This window comes from Streptococcus infantis (genome assembly GCF_015546995.1).
Lineage (GTDB): Bacteria > Bacillota > Bacilli > Lactobacillales > Streptococcaceae > Streptococcus > Streptococcus infantis_J.
On sequence record NZ_JADMUH010000023.1, the window covers coordinates 1 to 25,037 of the forward strand.

Sequence of the window (25,037 nt, forward strand, 5' to 3'; positions counted from 1 at the left end):
AAAAAATAACATTAGGATAATAAGTAAGTCTACGGCTGTCCCAGAATACAGGATTATTGAAGTAACAACATTTTGAACCATAAAACACCTCATTCAAATATATTTTTGAATGTATTTTAACATTAAACTTTGTAGATGTCAACTTCAGCTCCATCAAAATATAGATAAGAAGGTAGTGTACCAAACATTAAAAAGCCCTGCCATCGAAATGATAGCAGGGCTTAACTTCAATATCCAGATGATATATTTATCTAAAAAAGGTAGAGAAAAAGGTAGAGTTTGGACTGAAATATAGTGAAATGTATTGAAATTGGAAAAAAGAAAAAACGCTTAAAATAAGCGTTTTTCTTATGTATTGATTCGTATTGAATGCTTACTTCACTTCTGTAAACACAACGTGTTTGCGAAGTTTTGGTGAGTATTTCTTCAATTGAAGACGGTCTGGAGTGTTACGTTTGTTTTTAGAAGTAAGGTACAAGCGTTCACCAGATTCTTTGTGTTCAAGTGTAATATTTACGCGCATGGTATCTCCCTTCTATTATTCAGCTGATGCAGCTTTAGCGATCTTACGTCCTTTGTAGTATCCTTTAAGTGATACACGGTGAGAACGTGAGTAATCTCCAGTAGTTTCGTCAAAGTTTACAGATGGAGCTGTTACTTTGTAGTGTGTACGACGTTTGTTTTTCTTCGCTTTTGAAGTGCGACGTGCAGGTACTGCCATTTCGTTTTTCTCCTTTTAAGATATAAATTCAATTAGGTTTGATTTTCATCAACTTTAATAGTATATCAAAACTTTTTTGTAAAGTAAAGTTACTTGACAAAAAAAGTTGTATTTTTTCATCGTACACTGCTGAATTGTCTGAAAATTTAAAAATTTTCTTCTGTTATTCATATGAAAATTGTGCTATAATGGAACAAACTGAAATGGGAGGGACTTGAATGACAGAATTAGATAAACGTCACCGCAGCAGCATTTATGATAGCATGGTTAAATCACCAAACCGTGCCATGCTTCGTGCGACTGGTATGACAGATAAGGACTTTGAAACACCGATTGTTGGGGTCATTTCGACTTGGGCAGAAAACACACCGTGTAATATTCACTTGCATGACTTTGGGAAATTAGCTAAAGAAGGTGTTAAATCTGCTGGTGCTTGGCCTGTGCAGTTTGGAACCATTACGGTAGCCGACGGTATTGCCATGGGGACACCGGGTATGCGCTTCTCCCTAACGTCTCGCGATATCATCGCGGACTCTATCGAAGCAGCTATGGGTGGTCATAACGTTGATGCATTTGTAGCTATCGGGGGTTGTGACAAGAACATGCCTGGTTCCATGATTGCCATTGCCAATATGGATATCCCAGCTATTTTCGCTTACGGTGGTACTATCGCCCCTGGAAAACTGGATGGTAAAGACATTGACTTGGTTTCTGTATTTGAAGGAATCGGTAAGTGGAACCACGGTGATATGACGGCTGAAGACGTGAAACGTCTGGAATGTAATGCCTGTCCTGGACCTGGTGGTTGCGGTGGTATGTATACTGCCAATACTATGGCGACTGCTATCGAAGTTTTGGGGATGAGCTTGCCAGGTTCTTCTTCTCACCCAGCAGAATCTGCTGATAAGAAAGAAGACATTGAAGCAGCTGGACGTGCTGTGGTTAAAATGCTTGAACTCGGTATCAAACCGTCTGATATCTTGACTCGTGAAGCCTTTGAAGATGCCATTACAGTGACAATGGCTCTAGGTGGTTCTACTAACGCCACTCTTCACTTACTCGCTATTTCTCACGCAGCAAATGTTGATTTAACACTCGAGGACTTTAATACAATCCAAGAACGTGTGCCTCACTTGGCCGACTTGAAACCTTCTGGTCAGTATGTCTTCCAAGACCTCTACGAAGTTGGTGGTGTGCCTGCAGTTATGAAGTACTTGCTGGCAAATGGATTCCTTCATGGAGACCGTATCACATGTACTGGTAAGACTATCGCTGAAAACTTGGCTGACTTTGCAGATCTTACTCCAGGTCAAAAAGTCATCATGCCACTTGAAAATCCTAAACGTGCGGACGGTCCGCTTATCATCTTGAACGGTAATCTTGCTCCTGACGGTGCAGTTGCCAAGGTATCAGGTGTTAAGGTTCGTCGTCACGTTGGTCCAGCCAAGGTATTTGACTCAGAGGAAGATGCTATCCAAGCTGTATTATCAGATGAAATCGTTGATGGCGATGTTGTCGTAGTTCGTTTCGTTGGACCTAAGGGTGGTCCTGGTATGCCTGAGATGCTCTCACTTTCATCAATGATTGTTGGTAAAGGTCAAGGAGACAAGGTTGCCCTCTTGACAGATGGACGTTTCTCTGGTGGAACTTATGGATTGGTTGTTGGACATATCGCTCCTGAAGCTCAGGATGGTGGACCAATTGCCTACCTCCGTACAGGCGATATTGTTACAGTCGACCAAGATACTAAAGAAATTTCCATGGACGTTTCCGATGAAGAACTTGAAAAACGCAAGGCAGAAACAACCTTACCACCACTCTATAGCCGTGGTGTCCTCGGTAAATATGCCCATACCGTATCTTCTGCATCACGTGGTGCCGTTACAGATTTCTGGAATATGGAACAATCTGGTAAAAAATAAGCAAATCAAAAGCAAGCCTCAACTGGCTTGCTTTTTTGTATTTTCAAAATAAACAATTATCGTGGAGGTAGCCCTAGAGCTATACGCCCATAACGACTAATGCGTGTAATCTTCCAAGCTGGAGACCAAGTAACCTCGACCTTAACATCCTCAATGCCATCAATTTGTTTCAAACCTGCAACTATCTCGATTGGCAGACTTTCTGCGCAGTCACATGCAGTATCGGTGAAGGTCATGACAACTGTACAAAGGCCAGCCTCATCTAAATGAATCTCATAAATCAGTCCAAGATTGTATACATCTAGCTCTACATCTGTATCATAAACTTTTTCGAGCACTTCAATGATTTGATCTTCCAATGCTAGAGCACGGTTATTGATTTTGATATCTTCTCTCATTGCATTCCCTCCATTTTTAGACTGCACCTATTTTCTCATAATTCTGACAATTTGGCAAGTTTTTCCCAATTCTCTTTAAAGCAAAAAGTAGAGATACAATCTCTACTTTTTAGTGATTATTTTGATTTGACAGGTTTATCTGCGAGAGCTTTAACGGCAGCATTAATGGTTTCTGCGTAAAGTTTTGCTCCTTCATCCTGCTTGGTCGTATCACTACCGAAGTGAACCTGGTCTGTTCCCTTCCAAATATCTGGATGATCTTTAGCCACTTGGTTCCAATCTGCTAGTGCTATATAAGGATATTTTTGTGCCAGTTCACGCGCATAGCTTGCATACTGCTCTACATAAGGTTGCGTTTCCTGCGTTGTATCCCCCTCGTATGGAGTAACTAGAACAAGTTGATGTCCTTTTGGAAGATTTGTTATCAGCAGATCCAAATCAGCTTTATAATTTTCAGGATTATTAACGCCAGTCGCAATGACTACAATTTTAGGCAAGGCTTTATTCTGACTGTAATTCAGCATCAATGCATTTGCCTGTTTGGTATTTCGACTGACCTGACCATCAATCTGTGCGTCTGGCAAGAGCTCCTTAAGCCCCTCTGAAGCACGCAAGGTGACCGAATCTCCAATGATGGATACACCCTCAGCTATATTATAGCGGCTGGCTTCTGCTTGATCTGCCATGGTTTTTGTTCGGTTCATATTGGTTTGCGCCTGATTGAGACCATTAACCATCAAATCCGTTTCAAATGCGCCTACTTGAGGGGCTATCAGTATCACGACAACAGTAATCAGACCAAGTACTCCAGCACTGCCAGCAAAGACCGGTTTAATGTGCGGAATTTCTTTTGCCTTTTGCAAGAGTTCCGTAGTTTTTCCTGCTACCAAAGGTTCGATGACATAGAAAGAAAGAGTTGCGAAGATATAAGAGAAGATGGTGGTTAAAATCACTGCTAGCAGGTTGCCCATCAATTGAGAAAAGATAATATAAAACGGCCAGTGGAAAAGATAGACAGCATAGCTGGTATCCGCTAAAAAGCTGATAATCTTTGGCTCTTTGATCGTCGGTGTTTTCTCATGCAAGACGCGTGCCGCAACAATCATCAGAAGCGCTGCTAAACTTGCAAACAAGAAGCCGAGTAAATAAGCAAAGAGATATGTAAATTTCACAAAGAAGGTCAATAATAGCAAGACTCCGAGCCCAGCTCCAAAGACTAGCAAAGTCTGCTTCAAATCCAAGCTTCTATTCAAACGTTTAAGAAGTGGCGTTGCATGACGAACCCCTATTACGGTAGCAAGCACACTACCTAAGAAGAATGGAAAGACATGAGTCAAAGTTGAGAAGTAGAGTGTTGAGTAGGAGCTAACGATAAAGCTACCAATAAACATAGAAAGGAAGCTAACCATAAAGGTCGCTGAGGAAAGTAGGAAAATCATTCCTCGTAGTTGTCCACTTGTTTTTGCTCGCTTGGCCAAGAACCAAACTGCCAAGCCCCACAAAACATAATAATGAACTTCAACAGCTAAGCTCCAGTTATGAACAAAGAGGTGAGGGATAAACTGAGATTCATAACTTCCTCCTGTCAGCATTTCATAGAAGTTAGTCATAAATCCAAGAACACCAGCAATTTGACCACCGATTCCTGCCACATAATCTTGACGAACCAAGAACGTGAAGGGCATAACGACGAGGACCATCAAAACAATCGGCGGAAAAATTCGATAGAAGCGTCGTCTGAAAAATCCTAGGATATCGATTTTCTCTTTTTGTCCAAATTCTTCTAATAAAAGTGAAGTAATTAGAAAACCTGAGAAGGTGAAGAAGACGTCAACCCCGAAGAAACCTCCTGGGAAAACCGTCTGAAAGAAATGGTACAAGAGTACCAAAAGCAAACCTGTAATCCTAATCAAGGAAAACCATTTAATACGCATACGAGTTTATTCTCCATTCATTAGATTAGCAAAAAAAGCCATCTAATTTTCAATCCATAGTACCTTTATTTTATCAAAAAAAACAGAAAAATCCTAAGATAAAACTTAGGATTTTTAGCTGATATCAAGCAAAAATTAGAAATTACGTCCAGACTTGTTATACCCATATTTTTCAACAAAATGCTCACGGAATTCCAAGAGATTGTCATCCACAATAGCCTGGCGAACCTGCTTCATCAGATTGAGCAAGAAATACAGGTTATGGTAACTTGTCAAGCGGATACCAAAGGTTTCATCTGCTTTAAGCAAATGGCGTAGATAAGCACGGGTATAATTCTTACATGTGTAGCAATCACACTCAGGATCAAGCGGTGTAAAGTCCTCTGCAAACTGAGCATTCTTCACAACCAAACGACCTTGACTGGTCATACAAGTACCGTTACGAGCAATACGTGTCGGCAAGACACAGTCAAACATATCTACCCCACGAATCACCCCATCAATCAAGCTATCTGGCGCTCCCACTCCCATCAAGTAACGAGGTTTGTTCTCAGGAAGCAGTTGGGTTGTGAAGTCCAAAACTGCATTCATCTCTTCGTGGGTTTCTCCAACTGCTAGTCCTCCGATAGAATATCCTGGGAAGTCCATACTTACAAGGTCATGAGCTGATTGACGACGAAGATCTTCAAATCCTGCCCCTTGTACAATCCCAAATAGACCTTGATCATGTGGACGACGATGAGCCTTTAAACCACGCTCTGCCCAACGGCTAGTACGTTCAATCGATTTTTTCACATAATCATAAGGTTGATAAAATTGGGGACATTCGTCAAAGGACATCATGATATCTGAGCCCAGATTGTTTTGAATAGAAATTGCCTTTTCAGGTGAAAGAAACATCTTAGAACCGTTGAGGTGGTTCTTGAAGGTTACCCCTTCTTCTGTAATATTACGGCTGTCTGCTAGGGAATACACTTGGAATCCACCGCTATCTGTCAAGATTGGTTGGTCCCAATTCATGAACTTGTGAAGACCTCCAGCACGGGCAATGAGTTCGTCCCCAGGGCGAAGCCACAAGTGATAAGTGTTAGAAAGGATAATTCCTGAACCCATCTCTTTCAATTCTTCTGGCGACTGAGTCTTGACCGTTGCCTGAGTCCCTACTGGCATAAACATAGGCGTTGGGAAGGTACCATGGGGTGTGATAATCTCACCCAAACGAGCTCCTGTGTGTTTTTCTTTTTTAATCAATCGATATTTGATTGGCGAATCTGACATTTTTTACCTCCGAAGCTGGGAAAGACAGCCCCAGTTCTTACTTTGTGCCCAAAGGCATACTGTATGATTCTATCAAAAAAAACAGGAACTGTCACGAACTATGGTATAATGAAAGAATGAAGTACCCAAAAATTAATTTAAAAGAAGTTCGCCAGCAGGCTAGACAATTTCAAGCCGAGCACCCTCGCTTGCTGCTTGTCTTTTTATTACCAAGTATTCTCTTTATTCTATCGAGCTTTGTCAGACCTTTATCCCTACTTGATGAAGGCATTCTTGAACAGTCCTTCTTGAGTTTTCTAGGGATTACAATCCAGTCTGCTCTCTTTCCGATAGCCGTTGGATTTACAAGTTCCATCATCCTAGCTGGTGCCCTCTTTACCACGATTAATCTTTACAGAATTTCTGAGATAGAGCTTTCCTTTAAAGATAGCCTGTCTTTGCTTGACAACCGCTTCTTTACCCAGACATTTCTAACGCTCTTACTCAAGCGTTTCTACCTCTTTTTATGGAGCATTCCTAATCTTTTTGGAGTTTACTTGCTTTTTTATAGCAGTGCAATGGCTCGTAAATTCGTGGAACTTCATCCCGAGTTTCCATCTGTCGACGTCACCAATCCAGATATCGAACACTTCCTGCTTACTTTCGCACTCTACTTCTTTGGTAGTGTCCTAGTAATGATTTTGGGAACCATTCTCTATCTTCCACAATACTATGCCTATTCCCAAGTTGAACTACTTTTATGTGACACCCTTGCAATCGGAATTGCCAAACCGAGCCGCGTGCTACATACCAGCCGCTTTCTCATGAAAGGCTATAAATTCCAACGCTTTGTCCTTGATTTACAACTACTTCCTTGGTACATCCTTATCTGGATTAGCTTTGGAATCGCAAGTATCTCTATCTTCCCTTATATCTATAGTAGCCAAATCTTCTTCTATCAAAGGCTACTGGAAATCAAACGCAGAAAAGTTTAAGATCAGTTATTAAAAACCAGCACCTTCATAGAAAGTGCTGGTTGTTTTTATTTTAATAAGAGGATACTCAAAAGAGTTATGATCGCTGGACCACCTTGCTTTATAATGATTTTTTTATCTGCTGTTAAAGCACCATAAGTCGCTGCTCCTATGACAAATAAAACAAAGATTGTTACGATTTCTAAGCTATGTGAGAAATAAATCCCATAGATAAGAAACACCCCAATCAAGGCATTATAAATCCCTTGGTTTTTAAAAAGTGAAGTGACAGATGGTCTTACTAGCTCTTCCTTTTCCATATTAAAGACTCGGCTGGTTGCGTCTGATTGGGTTGCGATACTCTCCAAATAGAAGATATAAAAATGTTCGAGGGCAACCATAGTTGCTAAAACAGTAGTAATGATTGACATAGTGTTCTCCTTAAAATTCTATGTTTTCTAAACCTGAGACTAGTTTTGTCAGTAAGGTTGTCAGTTCTTTCTGCTCACCAGGCGATAAGATGCTCTCCATCTGTTCCTTCACATTCAAGTGATATTTAGGTGGATTAACTAATAGTTGATTCTTGGCTTCTTGGGTTAATTCAACTAAAACCTCTCGTTGATTAAGCGGATTACGCTTACGAGTCACATAACCTTCTGACTCCAGTATCTTAAAATGACGAGTCAAAGCTGCCTGGTCAATCTGTAACTTCTCTTGAACGGCAGTTTGGTTACATGGTGACTTTTGCAATAAAAACTGCAGAATTTGATAGCGTGTCAAACTTATTCCCAATTGTTTCTCAAAAAGTTGAGTAATCGTCTGATCTACCAAATGGAGCTGGTACAGTAATTCATTGATTTCTGACATTTCTATTCCTTTGTTAATATTTGATTTGTCAACTATTGACTTATCAATTATAATACAAGCAGGTTAAAAAACGCAACTATTTTGCTCACTCCGAAAACATAGCCTCTTGGTTTCAATCCCAAAAGGCTATGTTTCTTATATTCTAGATAAAATCCAGCACTAACCTACCAAATCTGCTCGAAGGATTTCTCCCTCTTTATCAATGACGACTTCAATGGCATGGCCTGCAAAAATTTCCTCGCTATCATCATAGTAGAGGGTCAATTCCCCATCTTCGTTGATCGATAGTTCACTCAAGGAAAGTGAGTTGGTGAAATACTCTTCTGTTAACTCCACATCATTTTCATCCGAATCTATCCAGTCTTGAGCTGCTTCCCACAGTTCTTTGACAATATAGTCTTTAATCCGAGCATCTTGGACTTGGAAGGTTTCCATAAATTTCTTTAGATCATCGAAAGAACTTGGAGGAAGACTTTCATCTGCATCCGCAACAAAGATAGCATGAATCTTACCGCCCTCATAAGTGATGAAGCCTTCAAACCAAGAATAGGCTCTATTTAAGGTGAATTCACCAATATCGTCTTGAATGATGACTGGTTTTTGATAGGTTTCAATCAAGGTCTCTAATCTAGCATCCGTGGATTGGTCATCTAAATATTCCAGCAAACGATAGCAGTTGTTAGCTACTTCTGACATATATGGCTCTAGTTCCATGAAGGGGCGTTTTTGACATTTGATCCGATGAATTTTGTAGGGTTCAAAACTAAATCCCCATCGCTTTTCTTCAAATTCTTCTGGAGTCAGGAGCCATTCCAAACGTCCTTCACGTTCAGAGAATTCCTGGGTTGCGACATTGACACTAGCTTTAAAATTTACTGACGGTACCTTGCATCCATCTTTTAAGGAGATTGCTCCACTTACATTTTGGAAGGTAAAAATCAAGAGCTCAACAATTTCTCCGCAAAATTCCTCTTCAAAATCATCTCTTGTTTTCTCAAATGGAGTTTTTAATCGTTTTGTCATCTTTATCATCCTTTCTCTCTATGCTTAAAATCGCTGGTATAGTTTTGTATTCGCTTACATTTTATCATGTTTGATATTTTTTTTCACTTGTAAATACTATTTTTACAAAAAAAGAAGCTACACTTTTAAATGCATAGCTTCTTATTATTCTTAGTTCATAGATACGTGAACGTGGTCATAGTGATTTTCTGTAACACTACCACGGTCTGGCATTGGATTCCAAGTGTAAGCTGGTCCGTATTTGCTATCAAATGGTGCGTAGAAACGTTGTTTCCAGATGATGTAGTTGATTCCACGGCTAGCCATATTTTGGATAGCATAATCTGCAATTTGATCACCGAGAGCTGAGCTAACTGGGACCATGAAATCAATCGCTAGACCTTTTCCGTGGTCACCTGGATCTCCTGGACGGTAACCACTAAATGATGTGATACCAAACAAGTTAGCTACTTCTTCTTTAAAGGCAGCCGTTTGTGGTTGAAGACCTGCATTTTCTGATTTTGAAGCTGCAATACTTGCATAATCAGGTGCCGCTGGTGCTGCATAAGTTGTTGATGCTCCTTGGCTTGGTTCAGCTTGGTAAGTTTCTGGTGCTGACTGTGCTTCTGTTGTTGCTTCAGTAGTGGCTTGTGTTGTTGTTTCTTCCACTACAGGCGCTGCTGTTACAGCTTCAGTTGTTGCTTCTGTTGTTGGCTCAGCTGTCGTTGTAGTTGTTTCCTCAGTGGCAGGTGCTTCTGTTACTGCCTCTGTTATTGCTTCTGAAGATACTGTTGTTTCTGCTACAGCTTCAGTTGTAGCTTCAGTAGTGACTTCGGTTGTTTCTGTTGTTTCTGTTACAACTTCTGTTTCTTCAACTGGTTGTGTCAAATCTTCGACTTGAACAGTTTGCTCATCTACCGTTACTTGATTCGTTGTTAAATCTGCTGTTGCAGTTGTTCCTTCACCACCGTTTTCTTGAGGTGTGTATACTTCAACTTCTGTTACTTCTTCATCTTCGTTAACAGTTGTAGTCAGTACAGTTTCTGGGAAAATCAAGTCAATATTTGTGATTTTGTTCAAGTTTGCAAGGACATTTAAGTCTACTCCCAAAGCCTCTGCAATCGTGCTTAGGGTATCTCCGTACTTAATTGTGTAACTTGTTTTATTTTCGCTTTTAGCAACATCGTTTTGAATTTGCTCAACTGAACGTGGTGACCATACAATTTCTTCTGCTTGAGTCGCCAAGGTAGGGGCAAGTGATAGAGCTACTGTTGATGCTAAAATAATTCGTTTCTTCATACTATTCAAACTCCTTTTCAAATGTAGTACCTTTCTATCATAACATAAAGAAAAAAGAAAAAAAGCCCTTGGGGGGCTATTTAATAAAACTGTCTAAGCTCTGTAACAAAGCACATTAATTGAAATAGTTTGTATGAATTTTGTCACAAAGCTGACATATTCTCTTTCATAAAACTTTCATAAAGAGAGAGAAGGAATATCCGCTAAACAAGAAATCTGATGATTGCAATCCACCGGAGTTCCAAGGAAATTGATACTCTGGATGCCACTGTTTTGAGCAAACTCGATATCCAAAGTACGGTCCCCTATATAAAAGGTGCGGTCTGGTTTTAAATGGTATTTGCTGATAAGGTAGGTCGCTGCTTCTGGACTTGGTTTACGAGCAAAACCGCTCTGGCTTGTCAAAATTTCTGTGAAATAAACATCCAATCCCAAATCTCGTAAAATAGTCAAGGCATTATCGCCTTTGTGGGTGTAGACAAATTGCTGAATTCCTTGCTGATTTGCCCAGGCTAAAACCTCGCGCGTCCCCGGCATCAAGATGACCTGGGCATTCTTTTCAGCCAAGCTCTGAGCACGGACTTGATTGAGCCTATCAACATCCAAGCCTCTTTCTTCTGCCACTTGCACTAGTAAATCCTGGACAGAGTATTTCAAGATAAAAGCTCGAACTTTTTCCTTGTCAAAAGGAATGGAAAACTGTGCATAGGTCTCCTCAATTCCTGACAAAATAGCTTCATAGGAGTCCAATAAGGTCCCGTCTAAATCCCAAATAAAAGCCGTTTCTTGCATTTTTTATCCTTTCAATGTCATATAAGATTTGTAACGATAGCGTAGGAAAATCCAACGGAAACCATTATCCAAAAGCGTTCCTGCCCAGATACCAGGCAAACCCCATCCAAGAACAATTCCCATCAGGTAACCAGTCCCAATTCGGATGCACCACATTCCAATACTTGTCGCATAAAAGGGAAGTCGGGCATTTCCCAAACCTTGCCAGACAGCTGTATAAATGACCGTTCCCGTTGTCATAGGAGTCCCTAAAAGTGAAAAAAGAGTCACTAAAACACTGGCTTTGATAGCCACAGGATCGCTGGTGTAGAGATAGCTTAGTGGTGTCCCGAGAGCATAGATACTAAGTGTTAAAGGCAACATAAGAAAGAAAGACAACCAAAAAGTTTGTTTACTTAGTCTGTCCACCCTTGCCCAATCATTCTCCCCTACTGCTCGAGCCACCTGCATGACTGTTGCTGTCGCAACACCGAAGGCAGGTATATAGTTGAACTGAGTCAAAACTTCACCGATAGCATTTCCCGCGACTGCCTCCGTCCCAAAGGAAACAACCAAGGCAATTATGACTACATCACCAGCTCGCATCATGAGACGTTCTCCCGCTGCAGGTAAAGCCAAGGTCAGCAAGTCTTTGTCCAGTCCAAAATTTGGTCTCGTATATGGAAGTTTTAATTGTGACCACAAAATTACAACCCCGACCAAACGAGACAAAATAGTCCCCCAAGCTACACCAGCTATCCCCATATCAAGGATAAAAATAGCCATACTTGAAAAGACAATATTCAAGGCATTGGATAATAGACTCACATAGAGAGGAAGTCGAGGATTATGAGTAGCACGAATCAAGGCACCCAAACTAGTCATCAAACCCAGAAGAACAATTGTCCCACCAACTAATGCTAGGTAAAGTCCGCCACTTTCAGCGACCGCTTCTTCTGTCCCCAAAAGACCTATCATCTCTTGTCCTGCAAAGATGGACAAGGCTCCTAAAAATAAACTCAGTAGCAGAGTAATCTTGAGAGCTTCTGTCACATGATAGGCTAGTCTAGACTGATCTTTCTGTCCCAAACTTTTTGATATCACACTAGAAATTGCTGCTCCCAAGGCAATAAAAATAGCCTGATAAATGGTGATTATGTTTCCAGCTACAGACACACCCGAAATGGCGATCAACCCCAGATTAGCTACCAAGTAGCTATCTACCATCCCCATGAGCATCTGCAAGAAATTTTCACCCATGGCAGGCAAAGCTATGTTGAGAATATCCTTATTTTTCTTAAACAATCCTTCCTCCTGATGAAAAGAAACTCAGTTAGTTTCCCAACCGAGTTTACTTCCTCTCTTTTAAAGTCCTAAATAAGATTCTACTGCTGCCTGCATATCTGCCGCTGCAACAGTTGTCTTGTGACGAACTGGAGCTATTTCGAGGCCATCAACTGCTGGTGGCACTGCCACTCCTGAGATTTCATGTAATTGAGCCAAGGCTTCAAAGTCAGTCAAACCTGCTTTTCCAGTTACAGCTTCTACGGCAACCACTGGGAACTTGTAGGGACTAGCTGTTGAAGCAATCACTGTCTTAGTCGCATCGCCAGTAGCCTCTTGGTATTTCTTATAAACTGCTGAGGCAACCGCTGTATGTGGATCCTCGATATAAGAATCTGACTCATAAACACGCTTAATTTCTACCGCTGTTTCTTCCTCAGTCGCATATTCAGCTGCAAAGAGTTCAAGAATCTCTGCATCAAAATCAGTTAGTTCATATTGTCCTTGCGTGTTCAAGGCATTCATAAGTTCAGCTGTCTTAACCGCATCATTCCCCAAAAGATGGAAAATCAAGCGCTCCAAGTTTGAAGATACCAAAATATCCATAGATGGGCTAGTTGTTACCTTAAACTCACGCTTCTTGTCGTAAACACGTGTCTTAAAGAAGTCTGTCAAGACATTGTTGTCATTTGAAGCACAGATTAACTTGCCAACTGGTAGGCCGATTTGTTTTGCGTAAAAGGCTGCTAAGATATTTCCAAAGTTCCCTGTCGGTACGGTGAAGTTAACCTTGTCACCAGCCTTAATTTCGCCAGTTTTAACAAGCTGAGCGTAGGCATAAACATAATAGACAATCTGTGGGACCAAACGACCGATATTCATAGAGTTAGCTGATGAGAACTGGAGCTTGTTGGCTGCCAATTTCTCACGAAGAGCCACATCATTGAACATATGTTTCACATTAGTCTGAGCATCGTCAAAGTTTCCATCAATAGCGATAACATGGGTATTTTCGCCTGTTTGAGTGGTCATTTGCAACTCTTGTACCTTGCTGACACCATCTTTTGGATAAAAGACGATAATTTCAGTCCCTGGGACATCCGCGAATCCTGCCATAGCAGCTTTCCCAGTATCTCCAGATGTCGCTGTCAAGATGACAATTTTGTTTTCCAAGCCGTGTTTCTTAGCAGCTGTTGTCATAAAGTATGGCAAGATAGACAAGGCCATATCTTTAAAGGCAATGGTTGAACCGTGGAAAAGCTCCAAGTTGTATTGGCCATCAAGTTTGACAAGAGGGGCAATAGCTGGTGTATCAAACTTGCTGTCATAGGCGTTGGTGATACAGTAGTCCAACTCTTCTGCTGTAAAGTCATCCAAGAAGGCTGACAAGACAAGCTTAGCTACTTCTTGGTAAGAAGCGTCTTTCAATGTTTCAAAATCCAAATCAACCTTTGGATAGCTAACTGGAGTAAATAAGCCTCCATCTGTTGCCAGGCCTTGCAAAATCGCTTGGCTGGCTGTTACTGTATTGTTCGCATCACGCGTTGATTGATAAACTAATGTCATAAATCTCTATCCTTTATCTATAGTCTCATTCATTATAACATGATTTTTCAGAAAATTCTTCCGTTATAAGAAAATTATACGTCCAATTCTTCTTTCAAAGGTTCTAAATAAGTCGTTTCACTCTGACCTCTCATCTCAAGTCCTTGCTCTGCTATCGCTAGCAAGTCTTTGGAGAACTGGACAATCCCAGCTGTTTCTTCATCTGTGAGGTGCTTCTTAGAAAATTGTCTTCTCAAAGACTTGTAGTCACGACCAAAACTTTCAAAGAAAGGAGCTGTTTCTAGGTAAGCTTCAAGCTTGTCAAGATTCACCAACAAACCTAGATGAAAGGCTGCTGAAGCAAAAGTGCGGTCTAGTGGCTGGGTGCAAACACTACGAAATTCAACTGTCCCTCTTGTTGTCAAGTCTTGAAACTGGTAGCTTCGATGCGTTTGGAAATCCTTCTCTTGAGGGGCGAGCAGAGTCTCTTTCCCATTTAGAGTATAAGCAGGAATCTCATCAGTGGCTAAGTAATCTCTAGCACGAATCGGAGAAAAATAGTAGGTTTCTCCATCTCTTTCTGCCGTAAAAATCGCAGAATGGTCGAGATAATCAAAGAAATCATCCTCATCTTTGAAGAGTTTTGAATTGACACCAACATTCTCTGGATAAATCCCATGCATGGAGTCTTCCCAAAAGATATCTCGTGAAATCTGGGTGTTCCAGTCTGCTCCAGAGAACTCAGAATTGGCAAACAAGAAAGATTTGGCTGCCTCTATCTGTGTGAAAGCATTGATGACACGTAGGTAGTTAGCGGTCGAAACATCCAACTGGACTTGACTCCCGCAGATGAAGGCTCCGTATTGTGGAAAGTCATGTAAATGCGCACTTTCTTGGTGACTCCCCATACTCAGATAATCCATCAGCATCTGATAGCGTGGATAAGCGACAGGTCGATTGTCATTTTGATTCCAGTTTGGATGAATCCCCCAACCCTGGATAGCATGATTCTTTTCGCCTAGCTTTTCTTGGATTACCTTCATATAGGCCTGAAAACGTCCTTCAACCTCTTGGATATTCTGAGCCCTACCAAAGGCAAATTCCAAGGTCGTGTAGGAAACCTCAAACAAAATCCGATCTTGACTCTTCGGTTCTACAAGTTGAATCGGATTGCCCTCCTGGTCTACCTTTTCAACTTCCAGACTGAGAGTATCAACCAAAAAGCGCAACAAGTCCTTGCTGACTTCAATATCTGTAGGTTGGCCTTTCGTATGAACGATAGGAAACTCCAACTCAATACCGATGTAGAGATCTGGATTTTCTTTGATATTTTTTAAATAGCGGTCTTTTAATAACTGAATTGAAGGGGACATACATACCTCTCACTCTAACTTCTCATACTAGAAAATAAATTACTCTCTATTATACCAAAAACTCCTAGAGATGGATCTTAGAAAATCTGTTTGTAAGCTCAATCCCTAGATTTGAGGCCAAACAAGTTTCTCTTTATATTAAATTTCATATGAATACATTAGATATCATTGTTCAAATTTCACAGTCTCATCAACCGGTTAAGCGATTTTATCTGTTTTTGCATAAATCTCCTTGTATTATATTAAATATCGTGATATAATTCACATATAAACAAAAAAGAGGGCAGTTCAAATTTGACTTCACTTGAATCACGATTTAAGGCAAGCCCCTTTTCCTCTGCACCTCAACTACTAACCAAGGAGGATAGCTATGAAAGCTGTTGTTGTAAATCCAGAAAGCACTGGTGTTGCTATTGAAGAAAAAGTGCTCCGTCCGCTCGAAACTGGCGAAGCACTTGTTGAAGTTGAGTATTGTGGTGTTTGCCATACAGACCTCCACGTTGCCCATGGTGACTTTGGAAAAGTTCCAGGACGTGTTCTCGGTCACGAAGGGATTGGTATCGTAAAAGAAATCGCTCCTGATGTTAAGAGCTTAAAAGTTGGCGACCGTGTCAGTATTGCTTGGTTCTTTGAAGGTTGTGGCACATGTGAATACTGTACAACTGGGCGTGAGACTCTTTGCCGTACAGTTAAAAATGCTGGCTACTCAGTTGATGGTGGTATGGCAGAACAATGTATCGTAACTGCAGATTATGCTGTTAAGGTTCCAGAAGGTCTCGATCCAGCCCAAGCTTCTTCAATCACTTGTGCCGGTGTTACTACCTACAAGGCCATTAAAGAAGCAAAAGTTGAGCCAGGCCAATGGGTTGTACTCTATGGTGCTGGAGGACTTGGTAACTTAGCTGTTCAATACGCTAAAAAAGTATTCAACGCTCATGTTATCGCAGTAGATATTAACAACGATAAACTTGCTCTAGCTAAAGAAGTTGGTGCTGATATCGTAATTAATGGTCTTGAAGTCGAAGATGTTCCAGGCCTTATCAAGGAAAAAACAAACGGTGGTGCTCACTCAGCTGTCGTAACAGCTGTATCAAAAGTTGCCTTCAACCAAGCAGTTGACTCTGTTCGTGCAGGTGGTCGTGTAGTAGCTGTCGGTCTCCCATCTGAAATGATGGATCTAAGTATCGTTAAAACAGTTCTTGACGGTATTCAGGTCATCGGTTCCCTTGTTGGTACACGTAAAGATTTGGAAGAAGCTTTCCAATTTGGTGCTGAAGGTCTCGTTGTTCCAGTTGTTCAAAAACGGCCTGTCGAAGATGCCATTGCTGTCTTTGATGAAATGGCTGCTGGTACCATCCAAGGTCGCATGGTTCTAGACTTTACTCATTAAGATAGATAATAAATTCCAAAACGAGGTAGGGACAAAAGACCCCACCTCGTTTTTTAGCAATAAAATTTTGACATAGCAATTTATTGAACTTAAAGTTCTTTTTTTAACGCTCAAGAACACCATTGACAAAACGTCATTTTACTATCCATATTCTTTAAGCATCCAACGGTTGAAGTATAGGGGGCTAGAAATAAGATACCGATTTGGTTCGTCGATTTCTGTACTACGACTTTTTTATATTAAATTTTTTTACTATTCTCTAGGTAAGACAACTAGATGTTGATATATCAATATCCCTAAAGCGGCCTTCTCCCTCCACTTTTTAGTATTTATTATAAGTAGTTGATTTTTTGCTGAAAACGGTTTATACTTAAAGAGTCTTAAAGTTTTCTTAAACTACAAGTCAAACATTTTATAAGGAGGAATGACAATAATGAGTATCGGAATCATTATTGCGAGTCACGGTGAATTTGCCGCGGGTATTCATCAGTCAGGATCTATGATCTTTGGTGAACAAGAAAAGGTTCAAGTTGTAACCTTTATGCCAAACGAAGGTCCAGATGATTTATACGCAAAATTCAACAATGCTGTGGCTGCATTTGACGCAGAAGATGAGGTTCTAGTCTTGGCTGACCTTTGGAGTGGTTCTCCATTTAACCAAGCTAGCCGCGTAATGGGAGAAAATCCTGAGCGTAAATTTGCCATCATCACAGGACTTAACTTGCCGATGTTAATCCAAGCCTACACCGAACGCCTGATGGACGCTAATGCCGGAGTGGCTAAAGTTGCTGCGAACATCATTAAAGAAGCTAAGGATGGCATCAAGGCTCTTCCAGAAGAGCTAAACCCAGCTGAGGAAGTTGCAACTGCTGCAGCTGCTCCAGTAGCCCAAGCTGCTATTCCAGAAGGAACTGTTATCGGAGACGGTAAATTGAAAATCAACCTTGCACGTCTTGACACACGTCTCCTTCACGGGCAAGTCGCAACTGCTTGGACACCAGATTCAAAAGCAGACCGTATCATCGTTGCTTCAGATAACGTTGCTAAAGATGACCTTCGTAAAGAATTGATCAAACAAGCAGCTCCAAACGGAGTGAAGGCTAACGTTGTTCCAATCCAAAAATTGATTGAGGTTGCAAAAGACCCTCGTTTTGGTAACACACACGCCCTTATCTTGTTTGAAACACCACAAGATGCCCTCCGTGCTATCGAAGGCGGTGTACCAATCAAGACTCTTAACGTAGGATCTATGGCTCACTCAACTGGTAAAACAATGGTCAACAACGTATTGTCAATGGACAAAGAAGACGTTGCTACATTTGAAAAAATGCGTGACCTTGGTGTTGAATTTGACGTACGTAAAGTACCAAACGACACGAAAAAAGATTTGTTTGACTTGATTAGCAAAGCTAACGTTCAATAATTTACATTAAATAGAAAAGGAATAAAACCATGTCAGATATTTCAATCATTTCTGCTATCTTGGTTGTAGTTGTTGCCTTCTTCGCAGGTCTTGAAGGTATCCTCGACCAATTCCAATTCCATCAACCAATCGTAGCATGTACCCTTATCGGGCTTGTAACTGGTAACCTCGAAGCTGGGGTTATGCTTGGTGGATCACTTCAAATGATCGCTCTTGGTTGGGCAAACATCGGAGCTGCCGTAGCTCCTGACGCTGCTCTTGCTTCTGTTGCTGCTGCAATCATCATGATTAAAGGTGGTAACTTTACTACTGAAGGTATCGCAGTCGCAACTGCAACTGCAATCCCTCTTGCCGTAGCTGGACTTTTCTTGACTATGATTGTTCGTACAATCTCAGTTGGTTTGGTTCACACTGCTGACGCTGCTGCTAAAGAAGGAAACATTGCAGCTGTTGAACGCGCTCACTACTTTGCCCTTGTTCTTCAAGGTCTTCGTATCGCGATTCCTGCAGCCTTCCTTATTGCTATCCCTGCTTCTGCTGTTCAAGATGCTCTTAAATTAATGCCAGACTGGTTGAACGGTGGTATGGCTGTCGGTGGTGCCATGGTCGTTGCCGTTGGTTACGCTTTGGTTATCAACATGATGGCTACTCGTGAAGTATGGCCATTCTTTGCTATCGGTTTTGCTCTTGCAGCAATCTCTCAATTGACTTTGATTGCCCTTGGTGTCATCGGTGTTGCCCTTGCCTTCATCTACCTCAACCTTTCTAAACAAGGTGGAAACGGTGGCGGAGGAGCTGCAACTTCTAACGATCCAATCGGTGATATCCTAGAAGACTACTAGAAAGGGGAACAATCATGGCTGAAAAAATTCAATTATCAAAATCAGATCGCCAAAAAGTTTGGTGGCGTTCACAATTCCTTCAAGGTTCTTGGAACTACGAACGTATGCAAAACTTGGGTTGGGCTTATTCTTTGATCCCAGCTATCAAGAAACTTTACACTAAAAAAGAAGACCAAGCAGCTGCTCTTGAGCGTCACCTTGAATTCTTCAACACTCACCCATACGTAGCTGCTCCAATCATGGGGGTTACTCTTGCACTTGAAGAAGAACGCGCTAACGGTACTGAAATCGATGACGCTGCTATCCAAGGTGTTAAGATTGGTATGATGGGACCTCTTGCTGGTATTGGTGACCCAGTCTTCTGGTTTACAGTTCGTCCGATCCTTGGTGCCCTTGGTGCATCACTTGCTGCAACTGGTAACATCGTTGGACCACTCCTCTTCTTCTTTGGATGGAATGCAATCCGTATGTCTTTCCTTTGGTACACACAAGAGTTTGGTTACAAGGCTGGATCTGAAATCACTAAAGACATGTCAGGTGGTATCTTGAAAGACATCACTAAAGGAGCTTCTATCCTTGGTATGTTTATCCTTGCCGTTCTTGTACAACGTTGGGTATCCATCAACTTCACTATCAACCTTCCAGGTAAACAATTATCAGAAGGTGCCTACATCAACTTCCCAGAAGGTGCTGTTACAGGTGGAGAATTGAAGGGAATTCTTGGTCAAGCACTTAGTGGTATGAGCTTGGATAGCGTTCAACCACAAACCCTTCAAGGACAGTTGAACTCATTGATCCCAGGATTGATGGGACTTCTCCTTACTTTCCTTTGCATGTGGTTGCTTAAGAAAAAAGTATCTCCAATCACAATCATCCTTGCTCTCTTTGCAGTTGGTATCGCAGCTCGTTTCTTCGGTATCATGTAATCTCGACGAGAATGTATAAACAAAAAAGAATCAGGTTTATCACCTGATTCTTTTTATCTTTAATTATTCTGCCAAGGCACCCATTGGATCCCATGGTGCAAGAACGATTGGTTCTGCTTCATAGGCAGCTTGTTCTTCTGCTGTCAGCAATTCTTTACGGACAACGATTTGGTAAGTATATTCGTCCATCCAAGCATCTGAAGCAACAAAGTAACCATCTGTTCCGACCTTGTCTCCCCATGAGTTTTCAACTTTCCACTTAGTTGATTTACCATTTTCATCCAAATCAACACCTGTCAAGACCATAGCGTGGGTCATCAAGCTTTCGCTGTAGTCCAAACGTCCAGCCTTGTCTTGAGTGAGTTGAATATCCATACTTGATTCAAAATCATAGACATCTGTCGCAAGGATTCCTGCTTTACGGTTGCTGAGCTGGCCGACATCTGAACCAAACCAAACAGTTTCTCCTATTTGCATTTGGGCAATGGCCAATTCCTTCAAGCGTTCCATCGGTACGTTAATGTAGCGAACTGCACGGCTACCAACAACATTTCCCAACATCTCAACTGTATAGGATTTGCCATATGGTTTATCAGCAGTTGGAGCATTGATCACAGAAACATAGTCTTCTAGTGGAAGGTCAACATATTTCTTGTAAAACTCTTGTGGAGTGATGCCTTTTTCGCTTTGGTAGTTGTCATCCTTATCGCGATAAGCAAAGTTAAATTGACGTGGTGGGAGCCCCAATGACATAGCAAGGAAGTTAAAGATTTCTTGCAAGAGGTCTTCTTTCTTGGCTTGAACAGTTGCTTGGCCAGCGCCAGAAGCCAAGAGGTCACGCAAGATTTGAGCATCTTGACGAAGCAATTTGTTAAGGATTGCATTGAGCTCACGGCTACTACTAGATGAAACAGACTCTGGATAAACAGACTTAGGAACGACACCGTATTTCTCAAAGAGAGAAACTACCATATCCCACTGACCACCATCTTGTTGTGGAGTTTGGAGTAGGAAGCTAACCTTGCGGCTTGTCAATTCTTGGTCAGCAGTCGCAATCACTTGCTCCAAGAACCAATTAGATTTTTCATACTTGTCCCAGAAGAAGGTGTGGGCTTGTGACAATTCAAAGTTTTCAAGTTTGTATTGAGAGATGAGTTTGTGGCGGAAAGTATTAAGTGCCGCAAACATCCAGCAACGGCCAGATGCTTTCTGGTTAGTGACCTTGTCCTTAGTCAAGTCAAGTGAGAAAACAGGTGTGTTGTCTACATGGCTTTGACGACGCTCAAGGGCTGCAAAAATTCCATTGTGACTGGCAGCATTTTCGATAGCTTGGTATTTTACATTTGCTTCATAGTTAGCAAATAATTTATCTGTAAATGATTCTTGAATCGCGTTCATAAAATCCTCCTTTTTTCTTACTGTCTATTATAACTCTTTTCACAAAGGAAGCAACCAAAAACTGAAAAAGGCAGGGACATTTCCCCTACCTTTTCCTATTATCCAGTTTATTGAACACTTTTAAGCAAGCCTTCTAGCTCTTCCTTGCTTAAACGACGCCATTCTCCACTTTTCAAATCCTCATCCAAGGTCAAAGTTCCCATGGTTAAACGTTGCAAGTCCACAACTTCTTTACCACAGTAGGCCACCATCCGTTTGACCTGGTGAAATTTCCCTTCTGCAATGGTCACTCGGACCAGGCTTTGATCCTTTTCCGTATCAATAGACACAAGCTCCAGTTTGGCAGGCTGACAGGTAAAGTCCTTGAGCGGAATTCCTTGCGCAAATGTCTCAATGTCTTCATCCGTCATGATTCCATTGACTTGCGCTAGATAGGTTTTATCCACATGACGTTTTGGTGAAAGAAGAGCATGAGCCAGCTTGCCATCATTGGTCAAGAGCAAGAGTCCATGCGTATCGATATCCAAGCGCCCTACCGGGAAAACTTCCTTGGCACGTGCATAGTCATCCAACAAATCCAAAACAGTCTTGTGTTTAGGATCTTCAGTCGCTGAGATAACGCCCTGGGGCTTGTTCATCATATAGTAAACAAACTCCTCGTAGTCTAGCTTTTGTCCGTCAAAACAAATCTCGTCTGTCTCTTCATCAATTTGTAGCTTGGCAGATTTTTCTTTCTCGCCATTGACCGTCACGCGCCCAGCCTTTAGAAAGTTTTTTACCTCGGTCCGACTCCCGACAGCACAGGCAACTAAAAATTTATCTAATCTCATAGGGCTATTATATCATAAAAAGAGAGCGCCTTTCGCTCTCTTTTTCTTGTATTTGCTTTCCCGGATTTATTTTTTATCATACTTTCTATCCCTTTGAAAAGAATTTCTGAAATAGCTTCTGGATAGCCTTTATAGCCATTCTGTTCTGTTAGGGCATCAATGATATTTCTAATTTGCCCATCCAAGATAATGGTTACTGCAGGAACGAGTTCATCTGAACCTTCTTTTTTAAACATCTCTTGCATAATTGATACTTTGTTACTCATATTTACTCCAATCTTTTTTAAAAATTTTATTCATAGTACTCCACGAGACTTACTATTCCTTCTCACCTTCCGCAACCAAATCATAAGGGAAATACGGAAGTCCTTTATTAGTGAATCGTTAACTAAAGTAGTTTTTTAATCACTTTATTCCGTCTATGTACATTATTGACCACACAGATGTAGAGAATGAATAAGAGAACCGAATAAATCAGCAATCCTAAAAACTTTGCATAGACTAGGTAAACTATCAAGCAACCTATCAAACTGACACTACTAATAATATTAAATACGAAAGCAAGAGTTCCATTTTTCTTTGCTATTTCTAAAAATTCTGCGTACTCAATATCTGTAAACAATGCAGGATATAAGTCCAAGTCTTTGTCATAATAGTCAACTACAAATTTCCCTATGAGCAAGGAAAGACAGGAACATAGAATGAAGCTAGAATATTTGATAGTAGGGATATCAAAAATGGTTAAACCATTCAGCAATCGAATAATGGGGAGAGATAGCAAAGTGAGTCCAAGAGTATAGTAATGGTGATTCTTAGATGTTCTCTCGAGAATTGAAAAGTAAAGTTTCTTTTCTTTTAAGTCATAATAGACTATTTTGTTTTGATACAAGCCTAGATTAACTAGTTTCCTATTGTTTTTCATTCTTTTAGTCATTTTTCAACATCTCTTTCTCAAACCAATGGACTTCCATTTACTCTATTCTCAGAAAATCTCTAGCCTTACTTCTTATACTAGAGAAATCTTTGACCTTTGTCAACATTTCTCTGGTGTTTGCCCTTGTTTAGAACTATCCTTATCTCATGTTCACAACAAAAAAAGCCGCCTGATTGGGCGACTTAATTTTTTTATAGGGAGATTATTATGAAAAAGTTTTAGGAGTATAAGTTAAGGTTTTCTTAACTTATGAGATAAGTATACAGCTCCTATCTTAAAGTTTCCTTAAGTATTTTTAAATGTGAGATTTTTCCATTTTTCTCGCCAATTTTTCTTAGATAAACGCTGTTGATAAAGCTTCATCCGGTCTTGATTTTCTAAAAAATGGGGAGTTGGAGAAACCTGAAAGTTCAAAATATCCTCTAAACCATAAGGAGCAAAGAGCTCTAAAGTTGCGTCAGCTTGCAAGCGAAGACCTATCGCCGTACAACGTTCGGGATATTTACTCATAGCGTCACAGGAATTCACATACGGTTCCGTATGGGGACTATGCTGATGCATATAGACTTGATTTTTCAACTCCCACTGATACTGGGGGAAGTCCTCTCTCAACTTGTTTTCTATTGTCAGCGTTTCTTCATAACTCACCTCTGGGTCAAAGAAAATGACGTCCACATCCGTTTCACGGTCAAAGGCTGGTTTCTCTGACAAAAGATTCCAGATAAAATTTCGAACCGAACCAGCTGCTAACCAGGAATCGTTCAACTCCAAGTCACGGATGGCAGTCAGAATAGCCATCATGTCAGGATTTTCCCTAAAAGAGTCTAAAATTTCAGTCTCATTTTTCAATATATTCATACCCCAAATGCTCATAAGCCTTGGCTGTCGCAACTCGTCCTGAACGAGTTCGCATGATAAATCCTTTCTGGATCAGGTAAGGTTCATACATATCCTCTACTGTCTCACGCTCTTCGGCGATATTAACCGAAAGAGTTCCTAGACCGACAGGACCGCCGCCATACATCTCAATCATGGTGCGAAGGATTTTCTGGTCTACATAGTCCAAACCTTCATGGTCTACATCCAGCATAGTCAAGGCCTTATCCGTAATCACATCATCAATCAAGCCATCGCCCATAATCTGGGCAAAGTCACGCACGCGCTTGAGAAGACGATTGGCGATACGAGGAGTTCCACGACTGCGTAAAGCTAACTCAGATGCAGCCTCATGGGTGATTTCCATCTCAAAGATATCTGCCGTCCGCTCGACAATCTCTGTCAAATCAGTATGGGTATAATATTCCATGTGGCCTGTAATCCCAAAACGGGCACGAAGAGGATTTGAAAGCATCCCAGCTCGAGTTGTCGCACCAATCAAGGTAAATGGTGGCAAATCTAGATGGACACTACGGCTAGCTTCTCCTGCACCAATCATGATGTCAATGTAGAAGTCTTCCATGGCACTGTATAGCACCTCTTCTACCGACATGGGCAAGCGATGAATCTCATCAATAAAAAGAACATCTCCTGGCTCCAAGTCATTCAAAATCGCTACCAAATCACCTGCTTTTTCGATGACAGGACCAGACGTCTGCTTGAGATTAACTCCCAATTCATTGGCAATGACAAAAGCCATGGTTGTTTTCCCGAGACCTGGAGGGCCAAACAAAAGAACATGATCCAGCGCCTCATCACGCATTTTTGCTGCCTCGATAAAGATTTGAAGCTGATCCTTGACCTTGTCTTGACCGATATATTCACGTAAATATTGGGGACGGAGGGTACGTTCTACCAACTCCTCATCACCCATAATTTCATTATCTAAAATTCTACTCATGCTCCTATTATAGCAAAAATCCAGCCTACAAACAAAAAAGCCACCTGATTTGGTGGCTTCTTTAGGGAGATTATTATGAAAAAGAAAAGTTTAGGATTTCTATTAAATAA

At 41.1% G+C, this 25,037-nt stretch carries 25 protein-coding genes and 1 pseudogene; 7 read left to right on the forward strand and 19 right to left on the reverse strand.

The genetic code is table 11. From position 1 onward, the window contains the following. A pseudogene (locus tag I1J71_RS07480) lies at positions 1-81 on the reverse strand (cadmium transporter); the annotation flags it as partial. 28 nt (positions 82-109) lie between these two features. Here I1J71_RS07480 and I1J71_RS08650 point away from each other — a divergent pair. Next, positions 110-295 carry a FanG protein gene (locus tag I1J71_RS08650; protein WP_080566886.1) on the forward strand — a complete coding sequence of 62 codons (186 nt, stop codon included), beginning with the start codon at positions 110-112 and terminating at the stop codon, positions 293-295. Positions 296-373: 78 nt separating this feature from the next. On the opposite strand, the gene rpmG is transcribed toward I1J71_RS08650, so the two are convergent. Continuing rightward, entirely contained in the window at positions 374-523 is a 150-nt protein-coding gene (gene rpmG, locus I1J71_RS07485) for a 50S ribosomal protein L33 (protein ID WP_001265622.1), read from the reverse strand. A 15-nt stretch (positions 524-538) separates the two neighbouring features. Further along, positions 539-721, reverse strand: coding sequence for a 50S ribosomal protein L32 (gene rpmF / locus I1J71_RS07490; protein WP_000290417.1), 183 nt, complete (start codon positions 719-721; stop codon positions 539-541). Positions 722-939: 218 nt separating this feature from the next. Here rpmF and ilvD point away from each other — a divergent pair, with 218 nt between their 5' ends. Beyond that, on the forward strand, positions 940-2,643 hold the full coding sequence (gene ilvD / locus I1J71_RS07495) for a dihydroxy-acid dehydratase (RefSeq protein ID WP_195184299.1): 1,704 nt from the start codon (positions 940-942) through the stop codon (positions 2,641-2,643). A 56-nt stretch (positions 2,644-2,699) separates the two neighbouring features. On the opposite strand, the gene I1J71_RS07500 is transcribed toward ilvD, so the two are convergent. The 3 genes from I1J71_RS07500 to tgt all read right to left on the reverse strand — a co-directional run bounded on the left by I1J71_RS07500 (position 2,700) and on the right by tgt (position 6,253). Further along, positions 2,700-3,041, reverse strand: a complete 342-nt coding sequence (locus I1J71_RS07500) for a metal-sulfur cluster assembly factor (RefSeq protein ID WP_075229742.1) — start codon at positions 3,039-3,041, stop codon at positions 2,700-2,702. A 116-nt stretch (positions 3,042-3,157) separates the two neighbouring features. Next, positions 3,158-4,975 carry an acyltransferase family protein gene (locus I1J71_RS07505; RefSeq protein ID WP_195184300.1) on the reverse strand — a complete coding sequence of 606 codons (1,818 nt, stop codon included), beginning with the start codon at positions 4,973-4,975 and terminating at the stop codon, positions 3,158-3,160. A gap of 135 nt (positions 4,976-5,110) precedes the next feature. After that, positions 5,111-6,253 (reverse strand): tRNA guanosine(34) transglycosylase Tgt, encoded by a 1,143-nt coding sequence (gene tgt, locus I1J71_RS07510; protein ID WP_195184301.1) that lies wholly within the window; start codon positions 6,251-6,253, stop codon positions 5,111-5,113. A gap of 116 nt (positions 6,254-6,369) precedes the next feature. On the opposite strand from tgt, the gene I1J71_RS07515 reads away from it, so the two are divergent. Further along, entirely contained in the window at positions 6,370-7,227 is an 858-nt protein-coding gene (locus I1J71_RS07515) for a DUF975 family protein (RefSeq protein ID WP_195184302.1), read from the forward strand. Positions 7,228-7,274: 47 nt separating this feature from the next. Here the strand turns inward: I1J71_RS07515 and I1J71_RS07520 are convergent, their stop codons facing one another. The 8 genes from I1J71_RS07520 to I1J71_RS07555 form a co-directional block, all read right to left on the reverse strand. Next, positions 7,275-7,637, reverse strand: a complete 363-nt coding sequence (locus tag I1J71_RS07520) for a DUF1304 domain-containing protein (RefSeq protein ID WP_195184303.1) — start codon at positions 7,635-7,637, stop codon at positions 7,275-7,277. Between the two features lie 10 nt (positions 7,638-7,647). Further along, positions 7,648-8,073 carry a MarR family winged helix-turn-helix transcriptional regulator gene (locus tag I1J71_RS07525; RefSeq protein ID WP_195184304.1) on the reverse strand — a complete coding sequence of 142 codons (426 nt, stop codon included), beginning with the start codon at positions 8,071-8,073 and terminating at the stop codon, positions 7,648-7,650. 159 nt (positions 8,074-8,232) lie between these two features. After that, positions 8,233-9,096, reverse strand: a complete 864-nt coding sequence (locus tag I1J71_RS07530) for a DUF2262 domain-containing protein (RefSeq protein ID WP_195184305.1) — start codon at positions 9,094-9,096, stop codon at positions 8,233-8,235. 150 nt (positions 9,097-9,246) lie between these two features. Continuing rightward, positions 9,247-10,374 (reverse strand): LysM peptidoglycan-binding domain-containing protein, encoded by a 1,128-nt coding sequence (locus I1J71_RS07535; protein ID WP_195184306.1) that lies wholly within the window; start codon positions 10,372-10,374, stop codon positions 9,247-9,249. A gap of 177 nt (positions 10,375-10,551) precedes the next feature. Then, complete coding sequence (locus I1J71_RS07540) at positions 10,552-11,166, reverse strand: HAD family hydrolase (protein ID WP_195184307.1); 615 nt, start codon at positions 11,164-11,166, stop codon at positions 10,552-10,554. Positions 11,167-11,169: 3 nt separating this feature from the next. Continuing rightward, positions 11,170-12,450 (reverse strand): MATE family efflux transporter, encoded by a 1,281-nt coding sequence (locus I1J71_RS07545; RefSeq protein WP_195184308.1) that lies wholly within the window; start codon positions 12,448-12,450, stop codon positions 11,170-11,172. A 60-nt stretch (positions 12,451-12,510) separates the two neighbouring features. Next, positions 12,511-13,995, reverse strand: coding sequence for a threonine synthase (thrC, locus tag I1J71_RS07550; RefSeq protein ID WP_195184309.1), 1,485 nt, complete (start codon positions 13,993-13,995; stop codon positions 12,511-12,513). 74 nt (positions 13,996-14,069) lie between these two features. After that, the gene (locus I1J71_RS07555) at positions 14,070-15,347 is read right to left on the reverse strand and encodes a gamma-glutamylcysteine synthetase (protein ID WP_195184310.1); all 1,278 of its coding nucleotides are present in this window, start codon (positions 15,345-15,347) and stop codon (positions 14,070-14,072) included. A 370-nt stretch (positions 15,348-15,717) separates the two neighbouring features. Here I1J71_RS07555 and adhP point away from each other — a divergent pair, with 370 nt between their 5' ends. The 4 genes from adhP to I1J71_RS07575 all read left to right on the forward strand — a co-directional run bounded on the left by adhP (position 15,718) and on the right by I1J71_RS07575 (position 19,928). After that, positions 15,718-16,737, forward strand: a complete 1,020-nt coding sequence (gene adhP, locus I1J71_RS07560; RefSeq protein ID WP_195184311.1) for an alcohol dehydrogenase AdhP — start codon at positions 15,718-15,720, stop codon at positions 16,735-16,737. A 433-nt stretch (positions 16,738-17,170) separates the two neighbouring features. Then, positions 17,171-18,160 (forward strand): PTS sugar transporter subunit IIB, encoded by a 990-nt coding sequence (locus I1J71_RS07565; RefSeq protein ID WP_195184312.1) that lies wholly within the window; start codon positions 17,171-17,173, stop codon positions 18,158-18,160. Between the two features lie 29 nt (positions 18,161-18,189). Continuing rightward, the gene (locus tag I1J71_RS07570; RefSeq protein ID WP_004250648.1) at positions 18,190-19,002 is read left to right on the forward strand and encodes a PTS mannose/fructose/sorbose transporter subunit IIC; all 813 of its coding nucleotides are present in this window, start codon (positions 18,190-18,192) and stop codon (positions 19,000-19,002) included. A gap of 14 nt (positions 19,003-19,016) precedes the next feature. Then, positions 19,017-19,928, forward strand: coding sequence for a PTS system mannose/fructose/sorbose family transporter subunit IID (locus I1J71_RS07575; RefSeq protein ID WP_006149277.1), 912 nt, complete (start codon positions 19,017-19,019; stop codon positions 19,926-19,928). A gap of 63 nt (positions 19,929-19,991) precedes the next feature. Here I1J71_RS07575 and pepC read toward each other — a convergent pair whose 3' ends face one another. The 5 genes from pepC to ruvB all read right to left on the reverse strand — a co-directional run bounded on the left by pepC (position 19,992) and on the right by ruvB (position 24,927). Then, complete coding sequence (gene pepC / locus I1J71_RS07580; protein WP_195184313.1) at positions 19,992-21,326, reverse strand: aminopeptidase C; 1,335 nt, start codon at positions 21,324-21,326, stop codon at positions 19,992-19,994. A gap of 107 nt (positions 21,327-21,433) precedes the next feature. Beyond that, positions 21,434-22,156 (reverse strand): pseudouridine synthase, encoded by a 723-nt coding sequence (locus tag I1J71_RS07585; RefSeq protein WP_004250633.1) that lies wholly within the window; start codon positions 22,154-22,156, stop codon positions 21,434-21,436. Then, complete coding sequence (locus I1J71_RS07590) at positions 22,153-22,422, reverse strand: hypothetical protein (RefSeq protein ID WP_229026688.1); 270 nt, start codon at positions 22,420-22,422, stop codon at positions 22,153-22,155. The genes I1J71_RS07585 and I1J71_RS07590 overlap by 4 nt, the downstream gene beginning before the upstream one ends. Before the next feature lie 953 nt (positions 22,423-23,375). Continuing rightward, entirely contained in the window at positions 23,376-23,948 is a 573-nt protein-coding gene (locus tag I1J71_RS07595) for a nucleotidyltransferase family protein (RefSeq protein WP_195184314.1), read from the reverse strand. Continuing rightward, entirely contained in the window at positions 23,929-24,927 is a 999-nt protein-coding gene (gene ruvB, locus I1J71_RS07600) for a Holliday junction branch migration DNA helicase RuvB (protein ID WP_324248685.1), read from the reverse strand. The genes I1J71_RS07595 and ruvB overlap by 20 nt, the downstream gene beginning before the upstream one ends. Positions 24,928-25,037: the final 110 nt, after the last annotated feature.

What these genes read in the sequence shown, in the direction of transcription:
- I1J71_RS08650 (WP_080566886.1), top strand. Translation starts at nt 110, where the DNA reads ATGTATTTTAACATTAAACTTTGTAGATGTCAACTTCAGCTCCATCAA.
- rpmG (WP_001265622.1), bottom strand. Translation starts at nt 523, where the DNA reads ATGCGCGTAAATATTACACTTGAACACAAAGAATCTGGTGAACGCTTG.
- rpmF (WP_000290417.1), bottom strand. Translation starts at nt 721, where the DNA reads ATGGCAGTACCTGCACGTCGCACTTCAAAAGCGAAGAAAAACAAACGT.
- ilvD (WP_195184299.1), top strand. Translation starts at nt 940, where the DNA reads ATGACAGAATTAGATAAACGTCACCGCAGCAGCATTTATGATAGCATG.
- I1J71_RS07500 (WP_075229742.1), bottom strand. Translation starts at nt 3,041, where the DNA reads ATGAGAGAAGATATCAAAATCAATAACCGTGCTCTAGCATTGGAAGAT.
- I1J71_RS07505 (WP_195184300.1), bottom strand. Translation starts at nt 4,975, where the DNA reads ATGCGTATTAAATGGTTTTCCTTGATTAGGATTACAGGTTTGCTTTTG.
- tgt (WP_195184301.1), bottom strand. Translation starts at nt 6,253, where the DNA reads ATGTCAGATTCGCCAATCAAATATCGATTGATTAAAAAAGAAAAACAC.
- I1J71_RS07515 (WP_195184302.1), top strand. Translation starts at nt 6,370, where the DNA reads ATGAAGTACCCAAAAATTAATTTAAAAGAAGTTCGCCAGCAGGCTAGA.
- I1J71_RS07520 (WP_195184303.1), bottom strand. Translation starts at nt 7,637, where the DNA reads ATGTCAATCATTACTACTGTTTTAGCAACTATGGTTGCCCTCGAACAT.
- I1J71_RS07525 (WP_195184304.1), bottom strand. Translation starts at nt 8,073, where the DNA reads ATGTCAGAAATCAATGAATTACTGTACCAGCTCCATTTGGTAGATCAG.
- I1J71_RS07530 (WP_195184305.1), bottom strand. Translation starts at nt 9,096, where the DNA reads ATGACAAAACGATTAAAAACTCCATTTGAGAAAACAAGAGATGATTTT.
- I1J71_RS07535 (WP_195184306.1), bottom strand. Translation starts at nt 10,374, where the DNA reads ATGAAGAAACGAATTATTTTAGCATCAACAGTAGCTCTATCACTTGCC.
- I1J71_RS07540 (WP_195184307.1), bottom strand. Translation starts at nt 11,166, where the DNA reads ATGCAAGAAACGGCTTTTATTTGGGATTTAGACGGGACCTTATTGGAC.
- thrC (WP_195184309.1), bottom strand. Translation starts at nt 13,995, where the DNA reads ATGACATTAGTTTATCAATCAACGCGTGATGCGAACAATACAGTAACA.
- I1J71_RS07555 (WP_195184310.1), bottom strand. Translation starts at nt 15,347, where the DNA reads ATGTCCCCTTCAATTCAGTTATTAAAAGACCGCTATTTAAAAAATATC.
- adhP (WP_195184311.1), top strand. Translation starts at nt 15,718, where the DNA reads ATGAAAGCTGTTGTTGTAAATCCAGAAAGCACTGGTGTTGCTATTGAA.
- I1J71_RS07565 (WP_195184312.1), top strand. Translation starts at nt 17,171, where the DNA reads ATGAGTATCGGAATCATTATTGCGAGTCACGGTGAATTTGCCGCGGGT.
- I1J71_RS07570 (WP_004250648.1), top strand. Translation starts at nt 18,190, where the DNA reads ATGTCAGATATTTCAATCATTTCTGCTATCTTGGTTGTAGTTGTTGCC.
- I1J71_RS07575 (WP_006149277.1), top strand. Translation starts at nt 19,017, where the DNA reads ATGGCTGAAAAAATTCAATTATCAAAATCAGATCGCCAAAAAGTTTGG.
- pepC (WP_195184313.1), bottom strand. Translation starts at nt 21,326, where the DNA reads ATGAACGCGATTCAAGAATCATTTACAGATAAATTATTTGCTAACTAT.
- I1J71_RS07585 (WP_004250633.1), bottom strand. Translation starts at nt 22,156, where the DNA reads ATGAGATTAGATAAATTTTTAGTTGCCTGTGCTGTCGGGAGTCGGACC.
- I1J71_RS07590 (WP_229026688.1), bottom strand. Translation starts at nt 22,422, where the DNA reads ATGAGTAACAAAGTATCAATTATGCAAGAGATGTTTAAAAAAGAAGGT.
- I1J71_RS07595 (WP_195184314.1), bottom strand. Translation starts at nt 23,948, where the DNA reads ATGAATATATTGAAAAATGAGACTGAAATTTTAGACTCTTTTAGGGAA.
- ruvB (WP_324248685.1), bottom strand. Translation starts at nt 24,927, where the DNA reads ATGAGTAGAATTTTAGATAATGAAATTATGGGTGATGAGGAGTTGGTA.